Source organism: Aeromonas sp. CU5 (assembly GCF_002586745.1).
Lineage (GTDB): Bacteria > Pseudomonadota > Gammaproteobacteria > Enterobacterales > Aeromonadaceae > Aeromonas > Aeromonas sobria.
Genome location: NZ_CP023817.1, coordinates 1,963,208 through 1,987,038, shown reverse-complemented (window position 1 = coordinate 1,987,038; position 23,831 = coordinate 1,963,208). Strand labels below are relative to the sequence as shown.

20 protein-coding genes, 1 tRNA gene and 1 riboswitch are annotated in these 23,831 nt (G+C 58.6%); of the genes, 10 read left to right on the top strand and 11 right to left on the bottom strand.

All coding sequences use genetic code 11. The annotated features are described in order from the left end of the window. The first annotated feature begins 1 nt into the window (after nucleotide 1). Nucleotides 2-232: a DUF3820 family protein gene (locus CK911_RS08620; protein WP_005337126.1), complete on the top strand. Its 231-nt coding sequence runs from the start codon at nucleotides 2-4 to the stop codon at nucleotides 230-232. Beyond that, a complete protein-coding gene (locus tag CK911_RS08615; RefSeq protein WP_098969649.1) occupies nucleotides 229-804 on the top strand; it encodes a cob(I)yrinic acid a,c-diamide adenosyltransferase in 576 nt (191 codons plus the stop codon). The genes CK911_RS08620 and CK911_RS08615 overlap by 4 nt, the downstream gene beginning before the upstream one ends. A gap of 69 nt (nucleotides 805-873) precedes the next feature. Here the strand turns inward: CK911_RS08615 and CK911_RS08610 are convergent, their stop codons facing one another. After that, nucleotides 874-1,278, bottom strand: coding sequence for an H-NS family nucleoid-associated regulatory protein (locus CK911_RS08610; RefSeq protein WP_042019137.1), 405 nt, complete (start codon nucleotides 1,276-1,278; stop codon nucleotides 874-876). Nucleotides 1,279-1,582: 304 nt separating this feature from the next. Then, nucleotides 1,583-1,754, top strand: a riboswitch (Lysine riboswitch). 87 nt (nucleotides 1,755-1,841) lie between these two features. Here CK911_RS08610 and CK911_RS08605 point away from each other — a divergent pair. Further along, nucleotides 1,842-3,422: a Na+/H+ antiporter NhaC family protein gene (locus tag CK911_RS08605; protein WP_042019138.1), complete on the top strand. Its 1,581-nt coding sequence runs from the start codon at nucleotides 1,842-1,844 to the stop codon at nucleotides 3,420-3,422. A gap of 103 nt (nucleotides 3,423-3,525) precedes the next feature. Beyond that, nucleotides 3,526-4,107 carry a thymidine kinase gene (locus tag CK911_RS08600; RefSeq protein ID WP_042019140.1) on the top strand — a complete coding sequence of 194 codons (582 nt, stop codon included), beginning with the start codon at nucleotides 3,526-3,528 and terminating at the stop codon, nucleotides 4,105-4,107. 220 nt (nucleotides 4,108-4,327) lie between these two features. On the opposite strand, the gene CK911_RS08595 is transcribed toward CK911_RS08600, so the two are convergent. Both CK911_RS08595 and CK911_RS08590 read right to left on the bottom strand, forming a co-directional pair. Further along, nucleotides 4,328-6,013, bottom strand: a complete 1,686-nt coding sequence (locus CK911_RS08595; protein WP_042019141.1) for an aspartate:alanine antiporter — start codon at nucleotides 6,011-6,013, stop codon at nucleotides 4,328-4,330. Nucleotides 6,014-6,785: 772 nt separating this feature from the next. Further along, nucleotides 6,786-6,861: transfer RNA gene (locus CK911_RS08590), tRNA-Asn, on the bottom strand. Nucleotides 6,862-7,008: 147 nt separating this feature from the next. On the opposite strand from CK911_RS08590, the gene uvrB reads away from it, so the two are divergent. The 3 genes from uvrB to CK911_RS08575 all read left to right on the top strand — a co-directional run bounded on the left by uvrB (nucleotide 7,009) and on the right by CK911_RS08575 (nucleotide 10,050). Further along, a complete protein-coding gene (uvrB, locus tag CK911_RS08585) occupies nucleotides 7,009-9,021 on the top strand; it encodes an excinuclease ABC subunit UvrB (protein ID WP_042019142.1) in 2,013 nt (670 codons plus the stop codon). Beyond that, entirely contained in the window at nucleotides 9,018-9,275 is a 258-nt protein-coding gene (locus CK911_RS08580; protein WP_042019144.1) for a YkvA family protein, read from the top strand. The genes uvrB and CK911_RS08580 overlap by 4 nt, the downstream gene beginning before the upstream one ends. A 124-nt stretch (nucleotides 9,276-9,399) precedes the next feature. Continuing rightward, entirely contained in the window at nucleotides 9,400-10,050 is a 651-nt protein-coding gene (locus tag CK911_RS08575) for a DedA family protein (protein WP_042019146.1), read from the top strand. 358 nt (nucleotides 10,051-10,408) lie between these two features. Here CK911_RS08575 and mnmC read toward each other — a convergent pair whose 3' ends face one another. Then, nucleotides 10,409-12,427, bottom strand: a complete 2,019-nt coding sequence (gene mnmC, locus CK911_RS08570) for a bifunctional tRNA (5-methylaminomethyl-2-thiouridine)(34)-methyltransferase MnmD/FAD-dependent 5-carboxymethylaminomethyl-2-thiouridine(34) oxidoreductase MnmC (protein ID WP_216640703.1) — start codon at nucleotides 12,425-12,427, stop codon at nucleotides 10,409-10,411. Between the two features lie 341 nt (nucleotides 12,428-12,768). On the opposite strand from mnmC, the gene CK911_RS08565 reads away from it, so the two are divergent. Genes CK911_RS08565 through CK911_RS08555 form a run of 3 tightly spaced genes read left to right on the top strand, consistent with a single transcriptional unit; the run spans nucleotide 12,769 to nucleotide 16,019 of the window. Continuing rightward, nucleotides 12,769-14,067: an anaerobic sulfatase maturase gene (locus CK911_RS08565; protein WP_098969647.1), complete on the top strand. Its 1,299-nt coding sequence runs from the start codon at nucleotides 12,769-12,771 to the stop codon at nucleotides 14,065-14,067. A 10-nt stretch (nucleotides 14,068-14,077) separates the two neighbouring features. After that, nucleotides 14,078-15,184, top strand: a complete 1,107-nt coding sequence (locus CK911_RS08560) for a hypothetical protein (RefSeq protein WP_172953985.1) — start codon at nucleotides 14,078-14,080, stop codon at nucleotides 15,182-15,184. Beyond that, the gene (locus CK911_RS08555) at nucleotides 15,153-16,019 is read left to right on the top strand and encodes an SUMF1/EgtB/PvdO family nonheme iron enzyme (RefSeq protein ID WP_241658070.1); all 867 of its coding nucleotides are present in this window, start codon (nucleotides 15,153-15,155) and stop codon (nucleotides 16,017-16,019) included. The genes CK911_RS08560 and CK911_RS08555 overlap by 32 nt, the downstream gene beginning before the upstream one ends. A gap of 7 nt (nucleotides 16,020-16,026) precedes the next feature. Here CK911_RS08555 and CK911_RS08550 read toward each other — a convergent pair whose 3' ends face one another. The 7 genes from CK911_RS08550 to CK911_RS08520 all read right to left on the bottom strand — a co-directional run bounded on the left by CK911_RS08550 (nucleotide 16,027) and on the right by CK911_RS08520 (nucleotide 23,731). After that, entirely contained in the window at nucleotides 16,027-16,962 is a 936-nt protein-coding gene (locus CK911_RS08550; RefSeq protein WP_098969645.1) for a LysR family transcriptional regulator, read from the bottom strand. Nucleotides 16,963-17,138: 176 nt separating this feature from the next. Then, the gene (locus CK911_RS08545) at nucleotides 17,139-18,509 is read right to left on the bottom strand and encodes a BatD family protein (RefSeq protein ID WP_098969644.1); all 1,371 of its coding nucleotides are present in this window, start codon (nucleotides 18,507-18,509) and stop codon (nucleotides 17,139-17,141) included. After that, a complete protein-coding gene (locus CK911_RS08540; RefSeq protein ID WP_098969643.1) occupies nucleotides 18,490-20,223 on the bottom strand; it encodes a VWA domain-containing protein in 1,734 nt (577 codons plus the stop codon). The genes CK911_RS08545 and CK911_RS08540 overlap by 20 nt, the downstream gene beginning before the upstream one ends. Beyond that, the gene (locus CK911_RS08535; RefSeq protein WP_098969642.1) at nucleotides 20,220-21,263 is read right to left on the bottom strand and encodes a VWA domain-containing protein; all 1,044 of its coding nucleotides are present in this window, start codon (nucleotides 21,261-21,263) and stop codon (nucleotides 20,220-20,222) included. Before CK911_RS08535 ends, CK911_RS08540 begins: the two co-directional genes overlap by 4 nt. Then, nucleotides 21,256-21,777 carry a DUF4381 domain-containing protein gene (locus tag CK911_RS08530; RefSeq protein ID WP_098969641.1) on the bottom strand — a complete coding sequence of 174 codons (522 nt, stop codon included), beginning with the start codon at nucleotides 21,775-21,777 and terminating at the stop codon, nucleotides 21,256-21,258. Before CK911_RS08530 ends, CK911_RS08535 begins: the two co-directional genes overlap by 8 nt. Then, a complete protein-coding gene (locus tag CK911_RS08525; RefSeq protein ID WP_098969640.1) occupies nucleotides 21,774-22,745 on the bottom strand; it encodes a DUF58 domain-containing protein in 972 nt (323 codons plus the stop codon). Before CK911_RS08525 ends, CK911_RS08530 begins: the two co-directional genes overlap by 4 nt. 8 nt (nucleotides 22,746-22,753) lie before the next feature. After that, the gene (locus CK911_RS08520) at nucleotides 22,754-23,731 is read right to left on the bottom strand and encodes a MoxR family ATPase (protein WP_098969639.1); all 978 of its coding nucleotides are present in this window, start codon (nucleotides 23,729-23,731) and stop codon (nucleotides 22,754-22,756) included. Between the last annotated feature and the right edge of the window lie 100 nt (nucleotides 23,732-23,831).

Below are 23,831 nucleotides of genomic sequence, written 5' to 3'. Positions count from 1 at the left end.
TATGGATTGGCTATCCGACGAACAGGTGCTACTGACCCTGACCAACAAGATGCCTTACGGAAAATATCAGGGGCGGCGTATCATCGATATTCCCGAGCCCTATCTGGTGTGGATGGCACGCAGCGGTTTTCCGGCGGGTAAATTGGGCCAGACCCTGGCGTTGGCTTACGAGATCAAACTCAATGGACTCGAGTCCATGATTATTCCCATTATTAACAGGATGTCGGTATGAGAATATATACGAGGCAGGGTGACAAGGGCATGACCCGGCTGGCCGATGGCATTCAGCTGGCCAAGGACCATTTGCGGGTCGAAACCTACGGTTATATCGATGAACTCAACTCCCATATCGGCCTGCTGATTTGTGAAGTGCCGTCGCAAGAGGCCGGTTTATTGGCTGACTTGCAGTTGCTGCAACAGGAGTTGTTTGATCTGGGGGGCGAGCTGGCATTCTCCAGTGCTGCCCAGAATCCATCTATTTGGCAAGTCAATGCCGCCTGGACCACTCGACTTGAACAGCAGATCGATCGTTATAGCGAGCCATTGCCACCGCTGCGTCAATTTATATTGCCCGGCGGTTCCCGCGCCGCGGCGCAGGCACATGTGGTGCGTACCCTGGTACGGCATTGCGAGCGCTTGCTGCTGACATTGAGTCATGGAGAGTGCGTCAATCCCGAGGTCTTGCCCTATCTGAACCGGATGAGTGACTGGTTCTTTACCGTTGCCCGCTATCTCATCTGTGTGGCGGGGGAGCGTGAAGTCGTGTGGGTCAAGGCCGCAGATCGTCAGCAATCGGTTATCTGATATTTCACGTTTAAGCGCCAATAAAAAACCTCGCCTTGGCGAGGTTTTTTATTGGCAAAGCAAGTGGGGTCAGATAGCAAAATCTTCCAGTGATTTACCTGCTGCCACGGCGCTAGCAATTGCCGAAGGCATACGACCCTGGCCGGTCCAGGTTTTCTCTACGCCATTATCCTGATAGCGATATTTGGCTGGACGTGGCGCGCGCTTGGCTTTCTCTGATTTGCCGGGAGCGGTAGCGACAACGTTAACCAATTCTGCCGGATCAATACCAGCCGCTTTCAGCATTTCGCTGTATTCATTAATCTTACGCTGATGCTCTTCGCGTGCCTGACGCCCAGCGGATTCATCCTGCTGACGTTCTGCGACGATAGCAGAAAGTTTTTCCAGTCCTTCTTCCAGTTGCTCCAGAGAAAGTTCGCGGCAGGTTGCACGCAGACTGCGGATATTAAGCAGTACCTTAAAAAATTCATTCATACAATTTACCACGCCGAGTCAGAGGGGAATATAGATTTCCTCCTGATTCTTGCGTGGCAATTTAAATAAGTCAAGAAGTGCAAAATATTATATCGAGGAGGAGTCACTTGCCGTGGATATACCATACGCAGGAATTTATGTATGAGGCTTGGATACCTATGAAACCATAATAGATGAAAATAGCGCCAAAACTGGGATTGTTGCATCATTTGACTACCATTTCTCGGTGTTGATGTTTTTATCATGAACATTTAATCAAAAAACTTGCTATAAGCTGCCATGTCGATAGAATGACCGGCGAATACCTTTAAGTAGAGGCGCGCTGCCTATGAGTATTTGTGCGGAGGGTGATGCCTGCGATGCACAAGGAAAGGAGTCAGCGCCGAAGTGGCCAGGCCATCATACCGGGCTGCTGGTTCTGCACCTAACAGATGCAGGACTGCCATAGTCATCCACTATGGAGCGCTACCTGAAGGGGCTGAGGAGTATAACCTCCCCATAGGTTTTGTTTCTTTAGATCCTCTCGGTAGATCTCCACCTGTCTTTTTAGGTGCAAAGAGATCATGGACATTAGTCATTTTGCCGACTCCGGTTGGTCAGTACTTCCCCCTTTGTTAGCTGTCGCCCTGGCGATCACCACCCGCCGTGTATTGCTGTCCCTTGGCGTCGGTATCGTGACAGGCAGCCTGCTGCTCAATCAGTTTTCCCCTCTCGACTCCCTGCATTACATGTTGAATACCGTGCTCAAGATCTTCTGGGTCGACGGTGCGCTCAATCGTGACAACGTCAACATGCTTCTGTTCATGCTGCTGCTGGGCGGGCTCATCAGTTTGATGAGCGTGTCGGGTGCCACCCGTGCTTTTGCCGAGTGGGCCGAGCGCCGCGCCAAGACCCGCAAGGGGGCCAAAGCGCTCACCGGCATGATGGTGTTTGCCTTCTTTATCGACGACTTCTTCCACAGTCTGTCGGTGGGGGCCATCTGCCGTCCGGTGACTGACCGCTTCCAGATCTCCCGTGCCAAGCTGGCATATCTGCTGGATTCGACCGCCGCGCCTGTCTGTGTGTTGATGCCCATCTCCTCCTGGGGTGCTTATATCATCGCCCTGGTTGGTGGCATCCTGGCGGCGCATGGCCTGACGGATCAGAGCCCCATCGCGGCGTTTGTCGAGATGATCCCGATGAACCTCTATGCGGTGTTCACCCTGATCATGGTGTTGGTGGTGATTGCGTTTCAGCTTGATATCGGCCCGATGCGTCAGCATGAAGCCTGGGCACTGGAAGGCAAGCTGTGGGATGAGTCCAAAGGGCGCCCCATCGGTCTGGACATGGAGAGCCCGGAGGAGAGCAACGGTGGCATGATCGACATGGTGTTGCCGATCCTGACCCTGACCCTGGCGACCGTCTACTTCATGATTGACTCCGGTGCGGCTGTATTGAGCGAGAAGGGGCTGCCGTTCAGCGTGCTTGGCTCGTTCGAGAACACCAACGTCGGCTCTTCCCTGGTGTATGGCGCGCTGTGCAGTCTGGTGGTCTCCATCGGTTTGGCGATGCGTCTCAAGCTGGGTGCCAAGAACTGGATGAAGGCTGCGCCGCAAGGTGTCATGGCCATGCTGCCGGCGATCAATATCTTGCTGTTCGCCTGGACCATAGGTGCCGTGGTGCGTGATGTGGAGACCGGCAAATACCTGGCTTCGCTCGCCAATGGTAATCTGCCGGTCGAAGTGCTGCCTGCGGTGGTCTTTGTCCTCTCTTGTGCCATGGCGTTTGCCACCGGTACCAGCTGGGGCACCTTTGGCATCATGTTGCCGCTGGCCGGTGACATGGCTGCAGCCAGTGACATCAGCCTGATGCTGCCGATGCTGGCCGCTGTATTGGCGGGCTCGGTGTTCGGGGATCACAGCTCGCCCATCTCCAGCACCAGTATCCTGTCGGCCACCGGTGCCGGTTGCCATCATATCGATCACGTGATGACCCAGTTGCCTTATGCGCTGGCTATTGCGTTCGGTGCTGCCATTGGTTATCTGGCCATGGGCATGATGCACTCGGTGCTGGCCGGTTTTAGCGTGAGCGCACTCTGGTTTGTGGTGTTTACCACTTATCATCTGCGCAAAGCGAAAACCCATGCCGTCCTGGCAACGGCATAACGCACATAAAATACACTTTACGCGCAGGGGCCTACGGGCCCCTTGGTTTTGTCAGGGGCTTTGGTTAGCATGCGCCCCATAAATTCAGTTTCGGAACAGTATCATGGCTTCACTGCACTACAAATTTGCCACCATGAATTCAGGCAAATCCACCCAGCTTATTCAGGCGCACTTCAACTATCTGGAGCGGGGGATGCACCCTCTGGCGATGACCCCCGCCATTGATGACCGTTTCGGCGTCGGGGTGATCAGTGCCCGGGTTGGTCTTGAGCTGAAAGTGGATGTATTTAGCGATAGCTGCGATCTGTTTGAAATGGTGAAGGTGCGTCATGCAGAGAAAGCCATCGATGTCTTTATCGTCGATGAGGCCCAGTTCCTGACCCGTGAGCAGGTTTACCAGCTGGCGCGCATCGTCGATGAGCAGGATATTCCGGTGATGGCCTATGGCCTCAAGACCGATTTTCGGGGCGAGCTGTTCCCGGGCTCCTACCATCTGCTCTGCCTGGCCGACAAGTTCGAAGAGTTGAAAAGCATCTGCTGGTGCGGCAACAAGGCCCACATGAACTCGCGGGTGAGCGAAGCGGGTCAGGTGATGCGTGATGGTGAACAGGTGGAGATTGGCGGCAACGATCGCTATGTGTCGCTGTGCCGCAAACACTATCTGGAAGGGCGAGCCTACAAGTAGTTAAAAAGTGAGAGAGCCACAGTTAATCAGCAATCTGTGGTATTGAGGCTTGCTGGTGATGGGGTGAAGCAACGTGCCCCTGATGCAGACTTGAAGGGGATGGTGGTGTTCAGATCACCGAGCCTTAATGGGTTCCATTCAAGCGCCATCAATTTAGGGAATTAGCAAAAAGGGGAGCCAGGCTCCCCTTTTTGCATATGGATGATCAGATGACGGCTGGCTAGAACCAAAAACCGATGATAAAGGAGCCTGCCAGGGTCAGCATCACGTTGGCCACCGCATAGGTGCCCGCGTAGCCAAGGGCTGGAATCGAGCTGTTGGCCGCCTCATTGACCACATCCATCGCCGGAGCACAGGTACGGGCGCCGGTGATGGCCCCGAGCAGCAGAGCCGGGTTCATCTTCAATACCCAGACTCCAAACAGGTAGCCAACCAGTACCGGCAAGGTGGTCACCAGCATGCCAGAGAACAGCACCACCATACCTACCTCACTGAGGTGATCCAGGATGCCGCCACCGGCTTTGAGGCCGGTACTCACCATAAACACCGCAAGACCGAGATCCTTGGCCAAGCGCAGCGCGCCTGGCGGCACATAGCCGACCGTCGGGTGGTTGGCACGCAGATAGCCCATCAGGATCCCCGCCAGCAGCAAGCCGACGGCGTTACCCAGGCCAAACTCAAGCTGGCCAAACACCAGTGAGACGGAGCCGATCAACAGGCCCAGCACAAAGAAGGTGGTGAAAGCCACCAGATCGGTGGTTTGGCTGTGGATGCTGATAAAGCCGATCTTGTTGGCCAGCAGTTTGACCCGCTGTTTCTCGCCGCTGATCTGCAACACGTCGCCTTTTTGCAGCATGATGTTGCGATCGAACGGCATCTCGATCTGGGAGCGCACCACCCGGTTGAGGAAGCACCCTTTCTCGGTGAGGTTGAGCTCCACCAGATGACGACCCACCACCGAGTCGTTCTTTACCACGATCTCTTCGGTGACGATCTGCAGGTCAAGCAGGTTGCGATCAAACACCTCCTTGCCGTTGCGGTAGTTGACGTCCAGCTTCTCGTGGCTCTCGGGATACCCCACCAGGGCAATCTCGTCCCCTTCCTGAATAACGGCATCCCCATCGGGACTGGCCAGAATGCCGTTACGGCGGATCCGTTCGACATAGCAACCGGTGTGCGGGTAGATGCTGGTTTCGCGCAAGGTTCGGCCACCGATCCAGGCTGCCAGCTCGGGACCTACCCGATAGGCGCGGATGATGGGCAGATAGGTCTTGCGGTTGTCACTATCAGAGAGCCCTCGCTCACGGGCAATTTTCTGGGCTTCGGTATTGAGATCAAGCCGTGCCAGGGAGGGGAGGTAGCGTACCACCAGCATCAAGCCCACCAGTCCAACCAGATAGGTCAGTGCATAACCAATACCCATATTATCGAGTACTGCCTGCATATCGGTCTGATGGGGCAGATTGAGCAGGCCGCTGCGCAGCGCATCCTGGGCACCCACCAGCGCCGGGGTGGAGGTGAGGGAACCCGCCAGGATCCCCGCTGCCATGCCGGGCCCCAGGTTGAAGAACTTGGCCAGCCCCACCGTCAGTAGCAGGGCGGTCAGCAAGATCACCAGAGTCAGGGTGATGTAGTGGATGCCATCGCGCAGGAAAACACTGAAAAAATGCGGTCCAGCCTCTATCCCCACGCAGAAGATAAACAGCATAAAGCCGACGTTTTCGGTGGTGGCGGTAAACTCGAAGCCCATCTGGCCAAACAGCAAGGCCGTAAACAGCACGCCAATGGTGTTACCAATCTGGAAGTTGCCAAGCCGTACTTTGCCAAGCAGCAGGCCAAAGGCCAATACCACGAACAGCAGCAGGGAGTCACTTTGATGTAGCAGTGTCACGAAATCTATGGTCATGCCCGGGAAAACCGAGAGAAAAGTGGGGTCGATATTGTGCCGGAACTATCGCCAATAAAGAAGCGCAAGCCACCGATTAATCGGGAGTTATCAGACACTATTTCACCGGCAAGAAGTTTGACAGTAAAGCGGATGGTTGAAAGTTAGTGTTTATTGCTGAGAGTCGGGCTGTCAATTAGTGAAATCTGCTGATGACCCGCGATCATCATGAGGGAGTGGGGCCACTTTAGATTCTGCTGCTTTAACGTACCTCCCAGCTCTGTTTCAGCAGATTCAACCAGGGGCACAGGCTGCTGGTGATGGACGAAAGTGGTGCCGTTGTTACCCGATCGCTGATGCACTAAGGTCTGGCGAAAAGAGATCGGAGTAAAGGGTCAAAAGAGCCCTGTAGCAGAGGGCCATGAGTGCGTTGGCAAAACAGCATAAAATCAGGTTGATGGGGGAAAAGTACCCCGGCAGGGTGGGATTACTGGCAATCCCGCGTCCTGACAGGGATTGCTGCAGTTACCCACAGAATCTGTGGATAACCCTGTTAATGAATCTTGCGCATTGACCGGAAAGCCGCGCCACTACTGGGATGCAAGTACTGTTCAAAAAATACCGTATTAAAAAAGTTGGTATAAAAATCATATAGTTAGATACGACGGCAGAAAACACTGTCGCGCATGGATGGGTAACAAAAGAGGAAGCCTGCAGCAAGAGGGGACTTGTGCATTAAAATCGGAAGGAGAAGATACTAAAGTGGATAACTTGCACCGAGATGGTGAGGAATTGGCTCCCCCGACTGGACTTGAACCAGTGACATACGGATTAACAGTCCGCCGTTCTACCGACTGAACTACGGGGGAACATCAGGCAAGGAGGAGCACTATACAGAAGCAGTCTGAGGGGGTCAAGCCATTCTCGGCAGGAGACACACGGGCAGCGCGCCTGTGTGTACCGGTGCCAATCCCTCGGTTACACTGCGCTTCTGCGGTTTTGTGTCGGGAGTGTTCATGAGCAAATTGTTCAAACTAGTCAGCCAGTTTCAACCTGCCGGCGATCAGCCTGCGGCAATCAGCCAGCTGCTCGATGGCATCGAATCCGGCCTTGCCCAGCAGACCCTGCTCGGGGTGACGGGCTCTGGCAAGACGTTCACTATCGCCAACGTGATTGCCACCCTGAATCGCCCGACCATGATCATGGCCCCCAACAAAACCCTGGCAGCCCAGCTTTATGGCGAGATGAAAGAATTCTTTCCCGACAACGCGGTAGAGTATTTCGTCTCCTACTACGACTACTACCAGCCTGAAGCCTATGTGCCAACCACCGACACCTTTATAGAAAAGGATGCCTCGATCAACGATCACATCGAGCAGATGCGGTTGTCGGCCACCAAGGCGCTGTTGGAGCGGCGCGACGTGATCATCGTCGCCTCGGTCTCGGCCATTTATGGTTTGGGGGATCCCCAAGCCTACCTCAGCATGATGTTGCATCTGAAAGTCGGTGATGTGATCAATCAGCGGGATATTTTGCGTCGTCTCGCTGAGCTGCAATACACCCGTAATGACATGGCCTTTCAGCGCGGCACCTTCCGGGTACGGGGGGAGGTAATCGACATCTATCCCGCCGAATCGGACAAATTGGCCTTGCGGGTGGAGCTGTTTGACGAGGAGATAGAGCGGCTCTCCCAGTTTGATCCACTAACCGGTGCCATCGAGCAGACGGTGGTGCGTTACACCATCTATCCCAAGACCCACTATGCGACCCCGCGCGAAACCATTCTCGGTGCCATCGAGCATATCAAGGAGGAGTTGCGCGGGCGGCGTGAGCAGCTGTTTTCACTGAACAAGCTGGTAGAGGAGCAGCGGATCAGCCAGCGTACCCAGTTCGACATGGAGATGATGCAGGAGCTGGGTTACTGCTCCGGCATCGAGAACTACAGTCGCTATCTCTCTGGTCGTGCGCCGGGGGAGCCGCCCCCCACCCTGTTTGACTACCTGCCGGGAGATGGCCTGCTGATCATCGACGAATCCCACGTCACTGTGCCGCAGATCGGCGCCATGTTCAAAGGGGACAGATCCCGCAAGGAGACCCTGGTGGAATATGGCTTCAGGCTCCCCTCGGCGCTGGACAACCGCCCCCTCAAGTTTGACGAGTTTGAAGCGCTGATGCCGCAGACGGTGTTTGTCTCAGCCACCCCGGGGCCCTACGAGCTGGAGAAATCTGGCGGCGATCTGGTGCAGCAGGTCGTGCGCCCCACCGGCCTGCTCGATCCCGAAATCGAGGTGCGCCCGGTGACCACCCAGGTGGACGATCTGCTCTCCGAGATCCGCAAGCGGGTGGCCGTGACTGAGCGGGTGCTGGTGACCACCCTGACCAAGCGGATGGCGGAGGATTTGACCGAATATCTGGCAGAACATGATGTCCGGGTGCGTTATCTCCACTCCGACATCGATACGGTGGAGCGGGTGGAGATCATCCGCGATCTGCGCCTTGGCAAGTTCGATGTGCTGGTGGGGATCAACCTGCTGCGGGAAGGTCTCGACATGCCGGAGGTGTCGCTGGTAGCGATTCTGGATGCGGATAAAGAGGGCTTCCTACGCTCTACTCGCTCGCTGATCCAGACCATAGGCCGGGCGGCGCGCAACCTCAACGGTCGGGTCATTCTCTATGGGGATACCATCACCAACTCGATGCGGGTTGCCATCGAGGAGACTGATCGCCGCCGCGCCGTGCAGCATGAACATAACCTCAAGCACGGCATCACCCCTAAAGGGCTCAACAAGTCAGTGGGGGATGTGATGGACATCGGGAGCAGCCGCACTGCCGGCAAAGCGGGTCGCGGCGCTCGTAAGGCGGCTGAACCACAAGGGGAGTACCATGCCCGTTCGGTCAGCGAGATTGCCAAAGAGATCAAGCGGATGGAGGAGCAGATGTTCCAGCATGCACGGGATCTGGAGTTCGAACAGGCCGCTGCGCTGCGGGATCAGATCCAGCGGTTGCGTGGCGAGTTGATCGCATCATGAGTGCGAAACGCTGGCTGGTTTGGCAACGCCTGCGCCGTCTCTATCGGGGCTTTCGTCATCCGGCCACCCCCTGGTGGGCCAAAGGGCTGGTCATCCTTATCCTGCTTTATGGCATCAGTCCGGTGGATCTGATCCCCGATGTGGTGCCCCTGCTGGGCTGGCTCGATGACATGACCTTACTGCTGGTGTTGCTGTGGGGCTGGGAGCGTTGCCTGCCAGAACAGGTCAGAAAGGGGTTGCAGCAGGGTGAATGACCTGGTGATGCAAGGCATTTATTGAGTCTGCCTGTTCGTTGATTAAAAAGCCCGCAAACAGGTGATTGTGACCCGGATTGCATTGGCGTAGACTCCACGCCGTTCACTTTATGAGTATGGAAAAATGGATCTAATCCTGTTTGCTATCGATTTTATTCTGCACGTTGACGTGCATTTGAGAGAATTGTTCGAGAACTATGGCGTGTGGGTTTACGCCATCCTGTTTCTGATCATCTTCTGTGAGACCGGGCTGGTGGTGACGCCATTTTTGCCCGGTGATTCTCTGCTGTTTGCTGCCGGAGCGCTGACCGTGGGCAGTGTGCTTGATGTGCATACTTTGGCAGGCGTGCTGATCGTGGCTGCCGTGCTGGGTAATGTGGTCAACTACACCATCGGACACTTCTTTGGTGAGCAGCTGTTTCGCAACCCGGATTCAAAAATCTTCCGTCGCGACTATCTGGACAAGACTCACGCCTTCTATGCCAAGCATGGTGGCAAGACCATTATCATCACCCGTTTTCTGCCTATCGTGCGTACCTTTGCACCGTTCGTGGCGGGGATGGGTGCCATGACCTATCCGCGCTTCCTGACGTTCAATCTGGTCGGCGGTCTGCTGTGGGTGTTGTCGTTTGTCTACGCGGGCCACTTCTTCGGTAACCTGCCAGTGGTGCGTCACAACTTTACCCTGTTGATCTTCGGCATTATCGCTATCTCGCTGTTGCCGATGGTGTTTGGCATGGTCAAAGCCAGGATGAGTGCCGCCAGGGCGGGCTGAGCGGTTGATGGATAAGGGATAAAAACGGGAGCCATGATGGCTAATGCCAGTCAGTTAAGCCTGACTGGCATTTTTTTATTGGTTTTTTGCACTGTGCTGCTGTGGCCCTGGCTTCACGCCGCGGGGATAAGGTCGCTCCCTTCGCGCGAAGCAGGGCGAGAATGAGCTCGGCGCATGACTCAAGCCGGGCAGCATGGGTGGCGTGAAGTCAGCCGGGATCCTGTTCGATAGAGATAAAAAATCCGAAACCAATCAACAGGTTTCGGATTTTTACAGATCAGAAGGCGCGATGAAGAGCTTCTTGACTGATTTGGCATCAGGCCATCTGGCGGCCTTGTTACTGCTTGCAGAGTCCGGTTTAGACCAAGGCTTTACCCTTGAGCAGTTTGCGCACCCAGTAACGGGCCGGGTGGAGTGCCTCCAGCAGATCGGCAGCCAGCGGCAGGGGATCGCCGCAGATCTCGCTGGCGAGCAGCTCGCCACAGAGCGGGGCCGAGCAGAGACCCCGTGAGCCGAGCGCCCCCAGCACATAGAGGCCGGGGTGAAGGGGCAGCGGTTGGGCATTGTGCTGATCCTGCTGCAGCTGCGCATAGTGCTCTGCCAGACCATGCAATCTGGCCACTGGCCCCACCACCGGCAGGTGATCCCGACTGGCGCAGCGCACCCCTACGCGCGCCTCATTGCTACTGACATCCACCTCCGTTGGCCAGCGTTGATCCGGCAGGCAGGCTTGCAGTCGCGCCTGATTTTGGGCTTGTTCGTCGGCGCGAAACTCAAGGCTGTTCTGGTTACGGCCATAACTGGCACCGATACAGTGCTGCTCGTTGTGCATTGGCGTCAGGTAGCCATCGTAGCAGAGCACTGTCTTGAGTTGGCGCAAGCTGGCCGAGGTCGGCACATGGCTCACCTGACCCCGTACCGGATAGAGCGGCAGCTCGGCGAAGGGGAGCAGTGCGGGTAACTGATGACCGGCGGCGACCACCAGATTGGGGCTCTGCCAGTGGCGGCCATCCTCACTCTCCAATCGCCAGCCATCCGCCTGTTCGGTAATGGCGCTCACCCGGGTATTGTATTCAACCTGCAGCAGGCCGCTGGCTTGCGCCTCCTCGATGGCGGCGCGGGTGAGATCGGCCGGACAGAGCCAGCCCCCCAGCGGGTAGCTGACCCCTTCATGGCCACTGGGCAGGCCAGCGACCGTTTCGGTATCTGCGGCGGTCAGGGGCTGCATCAGCGCCGGGGGGAAGGGGCCCTGGCTCATCTTGGTCAGCTTGGCGCGGGATTTGTCGTCATAGCCCAGTTGCACCACACCGCACAATTCAAAGGCGATGGGATGGCGCTCGGCCAGTGCCAGCAGCCGTTGGCGAGCGTAGCCAAAGGCCAGCGAATAGAAGCGCGACAGCGCATCGTGCTCACCATTGAGCAGCGGGTAGAGCGCGCCCTGGCGGTTGCCGGAGGCGCCGGTGGCCGGTTCGCCATCTTCGCACAACAGGGTCACCTTGCGGCCCCGCTCCACCAGCGACAGGGCGGTCATGGCCGAGGCGACACCCCCGCCGATGATCACTACCTCGCCCTCCCGCCCGGCAGGACGGTCATAGCAGGGGGCAATGCTCTGCTGCGGGAGCTTGTCTGCGCGCTGGCCTGCCAGCATGGACCACTTGCTGCCGAACCCCTTGATTTTTTTCGTGGCAAAACCTGCGTCAATCAGGCCACGGCGTACAAAGCCAGCGCAGGTAAATGTGGTTAGCGTGGCGTGGGGACGAGCAAGGCGTGCAAGGCCCTGAAAGAGTGTCTGGGTCCACATCTCGGGATTTCTGGCAGGGGTAAAGCCATCCAGATACCAGGCATCGACCAGCCCTTGCGGCCCATGAGGCACTCGCGGCAGCATCTCTTCGATATCTCCCAGCCACAGATCGAGCCGTACCCGGCCATGGGCAAAGTGCAGACGATGGCAGCCAGCGGTAGCGATCGGCCACTGCGCAATCAGCTGCTGACTCAAGGCGGCGAGTTCTGGCCAGGCACCATGAGCCTTGCGCAGGTCCTCGGTAGCAAGAGGGTATTTTTCAAAACTGATGAAGTGCAGGCGAGCGCCGGGGCCTGTATCGGGGGCATGGGCCAGAAAGGTTTCCATGGTCGCCAGAAAATTGAGACCGGTGCCAAAGCCGGTTTCGCCGATGACGAAACAGTCGCGATCGTGCTGTGAAAATCGCTCTGGTAGCTGGTTTTGCAATAAAAAAACGTAGCGGGTCTCACTGAGACCGTGGTTATCGGCAAAGTAGACATCCCCGAACTCGCTGGAGATAGGCGTACCTGTGTCGCTCCAGTCCAATCGGGCATGTTGTAAGGTTGTTTGACTCACGTTTTCCTCGGCTCGCGTCACACAAATCGCGGGCATTCTACGTGATTACCATCCCCCCTGCACAGAATGGCCGTCGATAACCGGTTTAAAGCGACATAGTGCCTTGCTGAGTGCCTTGCTGACCTCGCCGTAGCCCAAGTCGCTTTAGCCAGTGGCAGTGCCAGGAGCACGCGAAATGTTTAAACCCTGGGGCGCTGGTTTGCTGTGCCCCGGTCTTGTCCCTATTAGCCGGGAGGAGGGCAGTCATACCGGCGCAACCCGCGGATGCATATCTGCTGGTTATAAGGGGTATAACCAGCGCGTGACAGCATGACTCTTTATACTGCACCCCTCAAAACAGCAATTTTTCAGGCGGTGCGTTTATGGTGATTACTCCGGGTCCACAGTTCAACGGCAAGGCATCCAAGCGGATGCATGTGATGGCCAAACCGATCGGGGCCGTGTGTAACATCGACTGCACCTACTGTTACTACCTCAGCAAGCAAGAGCTGCTGGAGTACAAAAAGGGCTGCTCCCCCGAGATGGATGAGCAGACCCTTGAAACCTATATCCGCCAATATATCGAGGGGCAGAATACCCCCGAGATCATCTTCTCCTGGCAGGGGGGCGAGCCAACCCTGCTCGGGCTCGGCTATTTTCGCAAAGTGGTCGAATTGCAGCGCAAATATCAGCCGCAAGGGGTGGTGATTGCCAACGATCTGCAGACCAATGGCATCTTGCTCAATGACGAGTGGTGTGAATTTCTGGCGGCCAACAACTTCCTCATTGGTCTGAGCATCGATGGCCCCGAGCTGCTGCACAACACTTACCGGGTCAACCGTGCCGGGCGTGGTACCTTCCGCCAGGTGATGGCGGCGGTGGCGCTGCTGCACAAATACAAGGTGAAGTTTGCCACCCTGACCTGCGTCAACAACCTCACCAGCAAGAATGCGCTGGAGGTCTATCGCTTCCTGCGTGACGAGGTGAAGTCGCCCCAGATGCAGTTCATCCCCATTGTCGAACAAAAGAGTTTTCGCACCACGGCGCCCCAGACCTGGCAGCCGCAGGAGCAACTCAAACAGGGAGACAAGCGCCTCAACCCCTGGCACAAAAACTCGGTGGTCGAACCCTGGTGCGTCTCGGCCGAAGGGTGGGGGGATTTTCTCATCACCATTTTCAACGAGTGGGCAGAGCGGGATCTGGGCCGGGTGTTTGTGCAGTATTTCGAAGCCAGTGTCGAGACCTGGATGGGGCGCAAAAACCCGCTCTGCACCCTGGGGGAGATCTGCGGCAAGGGGCTGGCGATGGAGCCTAACGGCGATGTGTTCGCCTGTGACCACTATGTCTATCCCAAGTACCAGATCGGCAATATCCACCATCAGCCGCTGAACGAACTGGCCTATTCACCGGCTCAGCAAGCATTCGGTTTTGCCAAGTCACGTACCTTGACCCGTCAGTGTCAGCAGTGTGACTACCAGTTTGCCTGCTATGGCGAGTGCCCGAAGAATCGCTTTATTCGCACCCACGAGGGAGAAACCGGTTTGAACTACCTCTGCGCCGGCTGGCACAAGTTTTTCAGCCACATCGATCAGTCGATGGCCTTCATCCTGCGCCGGGCCGGTTATCCGGTGGCGCACGGTAAATTCCGTGATGCGGTGATGAACTCTGTGCAGGGGAAATAGAACAATGAGCATGTTGAGCAACATAGCGGGTCGGCAGCGACTTGCTGGTAGCGTTCGCACCTTGTGGCTGACCCTGGGGTTGGTCTCTTCCTGCGCCGCACTGGCGGTATCGACGAGCGGACCGGCAACCCCGGATCCGCAGAGTGCGGCAGTCACTGCGCCGGCTGCCGCCAGTGCGCCGTCAGCGACCCAGATCCAGCAGTGGGCTTACAGCGCCCAGGATCTGTCCCAACCCGAGACAGTGCGGGCCGATGCCCTGCGCCAGCTGGCGGCTTATCCGAACCAGAACAGTCTGGTGGCGGTGGCCAGAAGCCTGCGTGACGAGAGTGCGCTGGTGCGCGAGGCTGCGGTGATTGCGGCAGATCCCTATCAGTTTACCCACCGCTGGCGGCTGCTCTCGCCGTTGCTGGCAGACAGCAGTGCCGAGGTGCGTCGCGCGGCCACCCTCAATCTGGCCCGCGATTATGGCGCCATGGATGAGGGGCAGCTGAGCGCCATTCGCCAGCCGCTGGCGGAAGTGAGCGGTTATCTGGCCCGGCAGCAAGACCCGGCGCTGCAGCAGTTGCACGCTGACCTGTTGCGCTGGACCCGACAGTGGGCCAAGGCACAGGCAGGCTACGAGCAGCTGCTTGCCACCCAGCCGAATAATCCCCAGCTCTGGCTCGGCCTTGCCGACAACCTGCGGGCCCAGCAGCAGGATGCGAACGCGCTGGTTCTGCTCGATAAAGGGATTAAAGCGGTGCCGGAAAATGCCAGCCTGTATTACGCCAAAGCGCTGACCCAAGTCCGGCTTGGCGATAAAACAGCGGCTGCGGCGACCATGGAGCAGGCGGCAGAGCTGGCCAGCAATAACAGTTACTTCTGGTATCTCAACGGGGTGCTGCAAGAGCCGCTGGATCTCGATAAAGCCATCGGTTCATTCGAGCTGGCCTATCGAATTTCCGGCGCGCCGGAGCAGCTCTATGCGGTGTGCGATATCTATCTGCGCCACGCTCATCCCAAAAGCGACGCTTGTATGACTGAGCTTGGCAAGATAGCGCCCCCCGAGGTGCTGGCGGAGCTCAATGGCAAGCGGGTGAGCAAGGTTGGCGCTTCCCCTGTTTCTGCTGGCCAATAACGGCGGCACTCCTTTTTACTGCACAGGTCAGATGATGAAAAATAGCGCATTCAAATTCGCACTCCCGCTGCTGGCCACCACAGTGCTGGTGGCAGGCTGCACTTTCTGGGTAACCCGGGCCAATAAACCTATCCATCCGTTGCAACAAAAAATTGAAGCGGACATGGTGCTGGTGGAGGGGGGGCGCTTCGAGATGGGCTCTGAGGAGCCCGCCGCCAAATCGAGCGAGGGGCCGGTTCATACGGTATCGGTCAACAGTTTCTACATGGCGAAGTTCGAGATGACGCAGGCGTTGTTCGAAGCCGTAATGGGGCCCTCGATCAGCTATTTCCAGGCACCCAGTGTGCCGGTAAACAACTTGAGCTGGCAGCAGGCCAACCTGTTTGTGGCAAAGCTCAACGAGCTGACCGGTGGTCACTACCGGCTGCCGACCGAAGCGGAGTGGGAGTATGCCGCCAAGGGGGGCAAACTTAGCCAGGGTTATCGCTATAGCGGGTCCAATGATATTGATGAGGTTGCCTGGTACAGCGACAATGCCAAGAATCGCGCTTATCCGGTGGGGCAGAAAAAGCCCAATGAGCTGGGGCTCTATGACATGACCGGCAATGTGGGGGAGTTTGTGTCCGATGCCTATGAAGAGACCTTCTACCGTCACAGCCCGCAAGATAACCCGAACAATGCCCAGCAGAGCAAGATCCACCTGGCCCACAAATCAGTGCGGGGCGGCAGTTACTCCTACGAGGCGGAACTGTCGGAAAACTACCGGCGGGATTTTGCCAGCCAGTCGGTGATGATGGCAGATATGGGATTGCGTCTGGTGCGTGATGCCCGCTAAGGCGGAGTCATTGCGCCGCTTGGGCGGTGATCAGCCCCAGCTCGTTGATCACCTCAAACAGCTGCTGGCGTAACCAGCGGTGCCCCGCTTCGGCACTTCTGCTCGGGTGCCAGATGGCCGAGAGGCTGAACACTGACTCCGCAAAGGGGAAGGGCAGCGCTCGCACATCATACATATTGCTAAAGGTATCTATGGTGGAGTGGGGTAATACCCCGATGATCTCGCTGCGCGCGATGATCGGCAGCATCTCCATGGCGGTGGGTACCCGCACCACGATATTGCGATTGGCCATTTGTGGCAGGTGCTCGGCGGTGATCATGCTGCCTCTGACCTGCCACTGGGCCAGCGCCACATGCTCCTCGGAAAAATACTCCTCTACAGCCAGGGTTGTGCCCAGTCGCGGGTGCCCGCTGGCACATACCACCTTGACTTGCTCGGCATAGAGCACCTCACTCTTGAGCATGCTGCGCCCGTTCGGCGTCATGTCGATGATGAGATCATAACGCTGCATGCGCAGATCGCTTTCCATGTCTTCGGTAAACAGTGGGTGCACTTCCAGCGCAATACCCGGTGCCTGCGCTTTGATCTTGCAGAGCAAGGCCGGGATCAGGTTGGCACTGACCAGGGTAATGCAGGCGATGGAGAAGACCCGTTGCGAGGTCTTTGGATTAAAGGTGCGCGAGGTTGACAGGGTCGAACTGAAGTTCTTCAGGGCAGCGGCCATCGCCGGGTAGATGTCGATGGCAAACGAGGTGGGCTCCATCCCCGTCACCTTGCGGTGAAACAGGGGATCATCGTAGATCTCCCGCAGTCGCTTGAGGGCTTTGCTAACGGCAGGTTGGCTGATCTCCATGCGTGTTGCCGCGCGGGAGAGGCTGTGCTCTTCATAGATGGCGACAAAGATCGGGATGAGATTCAGCTCGGTACTTCTGATGTCAAGCAAAGGGGGCCTCGTTACATGTTCGTGAAGTAGATCACGCGGCCGCCATGATTGCTTGGTAGCAAGGGAAAGAGATGCTGCCGCGCCAGTGCATTGGCGCGGCAGCAGGCCGGTGTCCAGTCTCGGCAGTGTAATGAAGTGCGTCTGCGGGTACAACCATCCAGGGGCCGGGTGGTGGCTTATCTCTCCTTGTCGCTGGCTGGGAGGCCGGTAGTAGCCGATTTGTCCACCCTGGTTGTCAGCCCCGGCAAGGCGGGTCGCCAGCCAACGGTGCGACACAGCCGGGCAACGCCATCACCGGTCGGCAATGACAACCGCTTCACCAGTGCCCATCCCATCTTGAACGCTTGCGGGCGGTCGCCATCTGCTTGCTGAAAGGCCGCCTGTTGCTGCTGCCACGCCGGATCACTGCTGATACTGGCCAGCTCCAGCGACCCGCGTCGGGCCCGCAGATAGCGATAGGCCAACACCCGCACCGTTCCCCACTGTTTGCGCCAGATGGCGGTGCCGTATTGCCAGCTGAGTGGGCGAGGGTGGTGACGGTAGTAACGGGCGATGGCCAAGCGTGTCAGTGCCAGCAACGCCAAACCGCTTGCCACCCCGATCAGCCAGGGCCAATAGGCTGCCAGCCAGGAGGCGGGAGTATGGTGCACCCGCAGGGTTTGCCCCGGGAGGGTCAGGGTTTCCAGTTGGCCGAGCTGGCTGTTCCACCATCTCAGCTCCAGTGGGGGCAGGGTCAGTTCCCCCCCTTGCTGCACTATGTAGGTGGTCTGATCTTCCCGGGTCGAGAGGTACTCCCCCCGCTCCTGAGTGTCGCTCAGGCGAGGCTGCGCCGGATAGGCCTGCAGGCCAGTGCCTTCGATCGTCGGGATCAGCGCCGGGATCAGTACCGAGAGGGTATCTTGCCCGCTGGCGGTGACGGTGCGGGTGATGGCATCCCCCACCCGCAGTTCGCCCGCGTCACTACCATTGTCATCCTGGGTCCTGTTGTCGCCGGAGCTGCGCCATGTCTGGTTCAGGGTGAGCTTGCTGGCGCTCAACCAGCGCCCCCCGACCGTCAGGGCGGGGTCGGGCAGAGCGGCCGCAAAACGCTGGGGCCGGGTGGTGAGGGTGATCTGCCGGGAGTCCCCTTCAGGACGCGCAACCGTAGCGCGTACCGCAATTGCGGGGATCTCGAACTGGCCCGATTGCTGGGGATAGAGGCTCAACTCCCAGCGCTGGTGCGACCAGGTCTCCCCGTCTTGGCGCTGGGTGAAGTTGGTGGCCATTTCACTGCGTTGCTTGACCATCACCCCAGGCAGTTCGAACTGACTGATGCGGGTACCGGCGGTAAACCAGCGGTTGGTGGCCAGTTCCAGATAGAGGGTGATCTGCTGGTTGACCGCATAAGGGCCATGTTCCGCTGGCTGCTCTTTCAGCCAGCTTTTCAGGGTGATCTGGGTCGCAGGTTGCGCCTCTGCCCCCAGGGTAACCGGGGCCAGCAGCAGGGTGCTCAGCACTGTGGTCGTGGCGAGCAGCCAGCGGCAAATGTTATTGCGCCTGTTGCACATGGGCAGGCTCCTCGGTGGTGGCTGCGGGATGAGGGCGTGAGATCGCCTGAGTCTGCCGCGTGTGTAACTGCAGGCGGAATTTGGCTTGCAGAAAATCAGCGGGGTCGGATTCGACCCGGCGCAGCCATTTTTCGGCCTGGGCAGGATTGGCCAGGATCTGGTCCGCGGTCAGGGTCTCGCGCTCCATCAGGGCGGCGGCGACTTTCTCCTCTGCCCCTTCGGCGGTGCGTGGTTCATTTTCGGGCAACTCACGGGAGTGGTCAGGCCCGTCCGGTGTCCCGGTCTGGCTCTGGCTGGCGCGGTTGATCTCATCGACGATCCCCCTCATCACCTGATAGTTGTGGGCGGCTGATTGACGCACCGCTGGGTCATTGGCTTCGTCAGCCAGTTGCTGGAACAGCCGGCGGGCGGCCAGATACTCCCGTTGTCTGGCAAGGGCATTGCCCGCATAGAGCAACGCCTGTTCGGTATCGGCTTGTAAAAAGGCCGACTGGGCCAGCGCAAATTCGGCGCCATAGTAGTAGGCCACCCCTTTGTAGAGGGGATCTTCATAGCGTTTGGCTGCTTCGAGATAGTCGCCGCGCTGGAAGTACCACTGCCCTTGCTGATCCGGGGTGAGCCAGAGATCGAGCCACTGCTGTTTCAGCTCCTCAACCCAGTGATTAGTCGCAGGCTCTGTGGGCTCTGCGGGGGCCAGTGAAAAGGTGGTGGCGTGCGCCGGTGCCGCTTGCAGCAGGGAGAGGCTGACTGCCGCCACCAGACCCCACTGCACCAGCCACCCTTTGCGAAACCACAGCAGCAACAGGGCTACAACCGGAAACAGCAAGTTGTAGCCGATGTCATGCCAGGGCATCAGGGAGTCGCTGTGGATCAAGAAGTGGCGAGCAATCGCCCGGTTGATGCTCGCTACATCGTCATTATCCACCGTCATGGTAAGCAGGGTGGCGTTGCTGTCGCTCGCCAGTCGCCGCAGTGAGGCCAGCTCCAGCGGGCGTTTGCCACTGAGGGCAGGATCGCCGGCAGCCAGGATCAACAGTTGATGGGATTGCGCCTTGAAATAGTCAGCCAGTGGGGCAATGGCCGACGGGCTGATGCCGTCACTGACCAGCAAGACGGTGCTGCCAGCTTCATTGGCCAGCTGTTCGGTGAGCAGCGGGATCACCTGCTCGGTGTGCTTGCCCGCTTTGGGCATGATCGCGGGGCTGATGGCAGCGAGAAACGGGGTGAACACCGTATTGTCGCGGGTCAGCGGCATGGCGGTATGGGCCGAGCCGGCAAACACCACCAGACTGGTGCGTCCGCCACTGCGGGTGGCCAGCAGATCACCGATCTTCTGTTTGGCACGGGTCAGCCGGTTGGGGGCGATATCCTCTTCCAGCATGGAATCACTGTTATCGAGCAGGATCAGCAGTGCGCCCTGATCTTCACCAAAGGGGGAGGGCTCACGGCTCCAGGTCGGGCCGGCGCAGATCAGGATGGCAAGCCCCATGATCAGTGCCAGCGCCTTGAGGGGCAGGTTCTTTTTCCAGCCCTCTTCCCCCAGGGTCAATGCCTTGCGCAGATGAGATGGCAGTCGCTGTTGCCAGTTTTTCGCGTCATCCATGCGCCAGCGCAGCAGGATGATGGCGGCAAGGGGGATAAAGGCAAGCAGCCACCAGGGGCGCAGAAAGTGGGCATTTAACCAGAGCTGTTGCCAGAACAGGGTATCAATCATGGGGTGTCTCCTTGGCGAGCAGGGCGCAGGCGGTAGCGCCTGAGGGTCAACAGGGAAAAGAGACCGAGATAGAGGCCGACGCTGGCGGCAATCAGGTAGTGGTGCAGGCTTTCGCGGGTCTGAAAATGGGTGCTCTCGTAACGTTGCGGTTCCAGGGTATCGATCACCTGATAGGCCTGCGCCAGCGCGGCCTGGTCGAGGGCTTGAAACAGCTGGCCGCCGGTCAGGGTTGCCAGTTGCTGCAAGGTATCGAGATCGAGCGCCTGTTCGCCAACGGTCGCCGGATCCCCCATGGCGATGGTGTGCAGCCGCACCCCGTTGACCGCAGCTACCCGGGCCGCATCGCGGGGGCTGACGAAACTGCCGGTGTCGTTGCCATCGGTGAGAATGATGGCGACCTTCTCCCGTTTGCCGGCCGTCTGGACATTCGGCTCAGTGCGCTCACTTTGGTTGAACACCTTGATAGCCAGACCGATGGCATCCCCCAGATGGGTGCTCTGGCCCGCTATGGCCACATCGGTCTCTTGCAGCAGGGTCTGCCAGGTGTCGAGATCGGCGGTAAACGGTGCCTGAATAAAGGCGGCATCACCAAACAGGATGAGCCCCAGCCGATCACCTTGGCGCTTGGCGGCAAATTGGGTCAGTACCCCTTTGGCCGCCTCCAGCCGATTGATGGGCTTGCCGGGATCCGGTGAGAAGTCGGTTTCGGCCATGGAGCCGGAGAGGTCCAGCACTATCATCACATCCCGCCCGAACCGCTCCCGTACCTGGGGCGGTCCATAGATGGTCGGTTTGGCCAGCGCCACTACCGCCATCAGCCAGACCAGCAGCAGCGCGATCCGTTGCCACCAGCTGGCGGTGAGCTGGGTTGCCCCCTCTTGCGGCGGTTCGTCCAGCAGGGAGACCAGCAGATCGAAGAAGGGCACCTTGATGGCACTTTGCCGGGTGCGATAGGCCGGAATGAGGCGAAACACCAGCAAGGGCAGGGGCAGCAGCCAGAAGCAGTGGGGGTGGGCAAACTCGAGACCGGCATCAAGCATGACGAGCCTCCACCGTCAGCGCAGTGCTGGGGCATGGCGCTTGATGATGTTGCAGCCAGTCGCTGCACAGGGAGACCAGACAGAGCTGATCGCCGACACTCAGCACCACCTGATCACACACCAGCGAGACCAGCCAGCGTTCACCCAGTTCGGTGGCGAAGCGGGTTTGGCGATCAGGCATGGCGCTGTCGAGGGTCTGCAGCAGAGGGGTGCCGAACAGCTTGGCGTAGCCGGGTGAGAGATGGGTCAGCACCTCTTTGATGATGTGAAACAGTGTCAGGCTGGTGTCCGCATGGGACCAGTTGAGGGTGTGCAGGGCGGCCAGCGCCTCACGCCGGTAGCGCTGTTGCCACCACAGTTGCACCCTGTGATAGATCCAGAGCAATGCCAGTGACCCGAGGATCATGGCCATCAGTACCCAGCCAGCGGTTTGTGGTTGCCAACTGATGGCTGGCAGGACAGTCACATCCTGCAGTTCACGCAGCATATAGGTGCCGGGCAACTTGTGGATCATCGATGATTTCCTCCCAATGCGGTGGTGAGATGGGCGAGGTGGTGGCCACGGGTGTCGAGGGTGATAAGCGGCAATCCTTTGATGGCCATCAGCCGCAGCAACTGATCTTTTTTGAGCTGCTGTTGGCACGCCAGACCCTGATCCAGCAGGGGCAGTTGATGAGGGGCGATATTGAGCTGGTATTGACCATTGCCGACCACCCAGCTGGCGTCAGAGGTGGTGCCAGACAGGGTTGATTCAAGGGGATCGGCGATGTGCAGGGCCAGCACGTCGTTATGCTGCTGCAAATAGCCGAGGCGGGTCAGATCGGCCTCGGTGACGCCCGCCCAGTCGCTCAAAAAGATCAAGGTGGCATTTTTGAGCTTGAGGCGGCCCAACATGGCCAGCAATGGCGCCAATCCGGTCGCCTCGTGGTCGTGGCTGCTGACCGAGAGGGCGTGGTTGGCCGCACAGAGCTGGCGCAAGCGGGCCAGCCAGTGGCCGCGAGAGCGCTGTGCTCGCATCCACTCCACGCCGTCACTGCGCATGATGGCAAGCCCGACCCGATCGTTCTCTTTAAGCACCTGCCAGCCAAGCAGCGCCGCCACTTCAGCGGCCACCACTGACTTCATCACTTCGACCGAGGAGAAGAACATGCTGCTGCGCTGATCAACGCAGAGGATCACATGGCGATCTTTCTCTTCGCTGTAGCTACGGACATGGGGGCGGCCGGTGCGCAGGGTCACTTTCCAGTCCAGGGTCCGGATATCGTCCCCTTGCTGGTAGTGACGCAGCTCCTCGAAGTTGAGACCACGGCCACGAAAACGGGATTGATGGCGACCGCACAACACGCTGCCGCTGTTGCGCCGAGGCAACAGGGAAAACTGCCCGACCAGACTCTGTAGCCGGACCAGTCGCAAGTAGTCACAGTGGATCCGTGGATCTGGCTGGGGGGGCGTTGCGCCATGGGGCAAGGTACGGTGATCCATAGGATGGCTTACCCGATGACAACGTGATCGAGCAGCGCCATCACCACCTGCTGGTGATCCACCCCGTCTGCCAGTGCGTCGTAACTGAGGGTAAAGCGGTGACCCAGCACGCTGGGCACCATGGCCCGCACATCATCCGGCAGCACATGGTTGCGGCCCTGCAGCCAGGCGTAGGCGCGGGCACATTTATCGAGCGAGATAGAGGCGCGGGGGCTGGCACCGACCGCAATCCACTGGGGCAGCCCTGTGTCCGGGTAACGGTCGGGATGGCGGGTTGCCATCACCAAGCCGATGATGTAGTGCTCCACCAGCGGTGATACCGTCATGGCCGAGAGCTCTGCTCTTGCCTGCAAAATCAGCTCAGGGGAGAGCGGGGCGAAATGGTCGCCTTGCTGGCGGTTGCCACTCTCTTCGGCGCGCACCAGCCGAATGATGGCCAGCTCGGCCTCATCATCGGGGTAGGCGACCGAGACCTTGAGGGCAAAACGGTCCATCTGGGCTTCCGGCAGCGGGTAGGTGCCCTCCTGCTCGACGGGGTTCTGGGTGGCCAGCACCATAAAGAGCTCGGGCAGGCGATGGCTCTTGTCACCGACGGTGACAGTGCCTTCTGCCATCGCCTCCAGCAGGGCTGCTTGCACCTTGGCCGGGGCGCGGTTCACCTCATCAGCCAGTACAATGCTGTTGAAGATGGGGCCGGGCTGGAAGCGCAGCTGGTGGGCACCGTCATGCTCCTGATACATCTCGGTGCCGGTCACATCGGAGGGGAGCAGATCGGGGGTGAACTGAATACGGCCGAAGCTGGCATTGAGCGCCTCGGCCAGCGCCTTGACCGAGCGGGTCTTGGCGGTACCGGGCAAGCCTTCAAGGAGCACATGACTATTGGTCAGCAGACCAATCACCAGGGCACGGATCACATGGGACTGGCCGACCACGCTTTGACCAACCTGTTCGATGAGTTGAGAGAGCTGTTGTTGCAAGGGGTTCATAGGGATTTCCAGTGCAGATAACGAGGCGATGAGAGATGTTTGACAGACGAGTCAACGGGTTTTCAATTTTCACAGGGTTCGGGACGAGCCATGTGGAAAT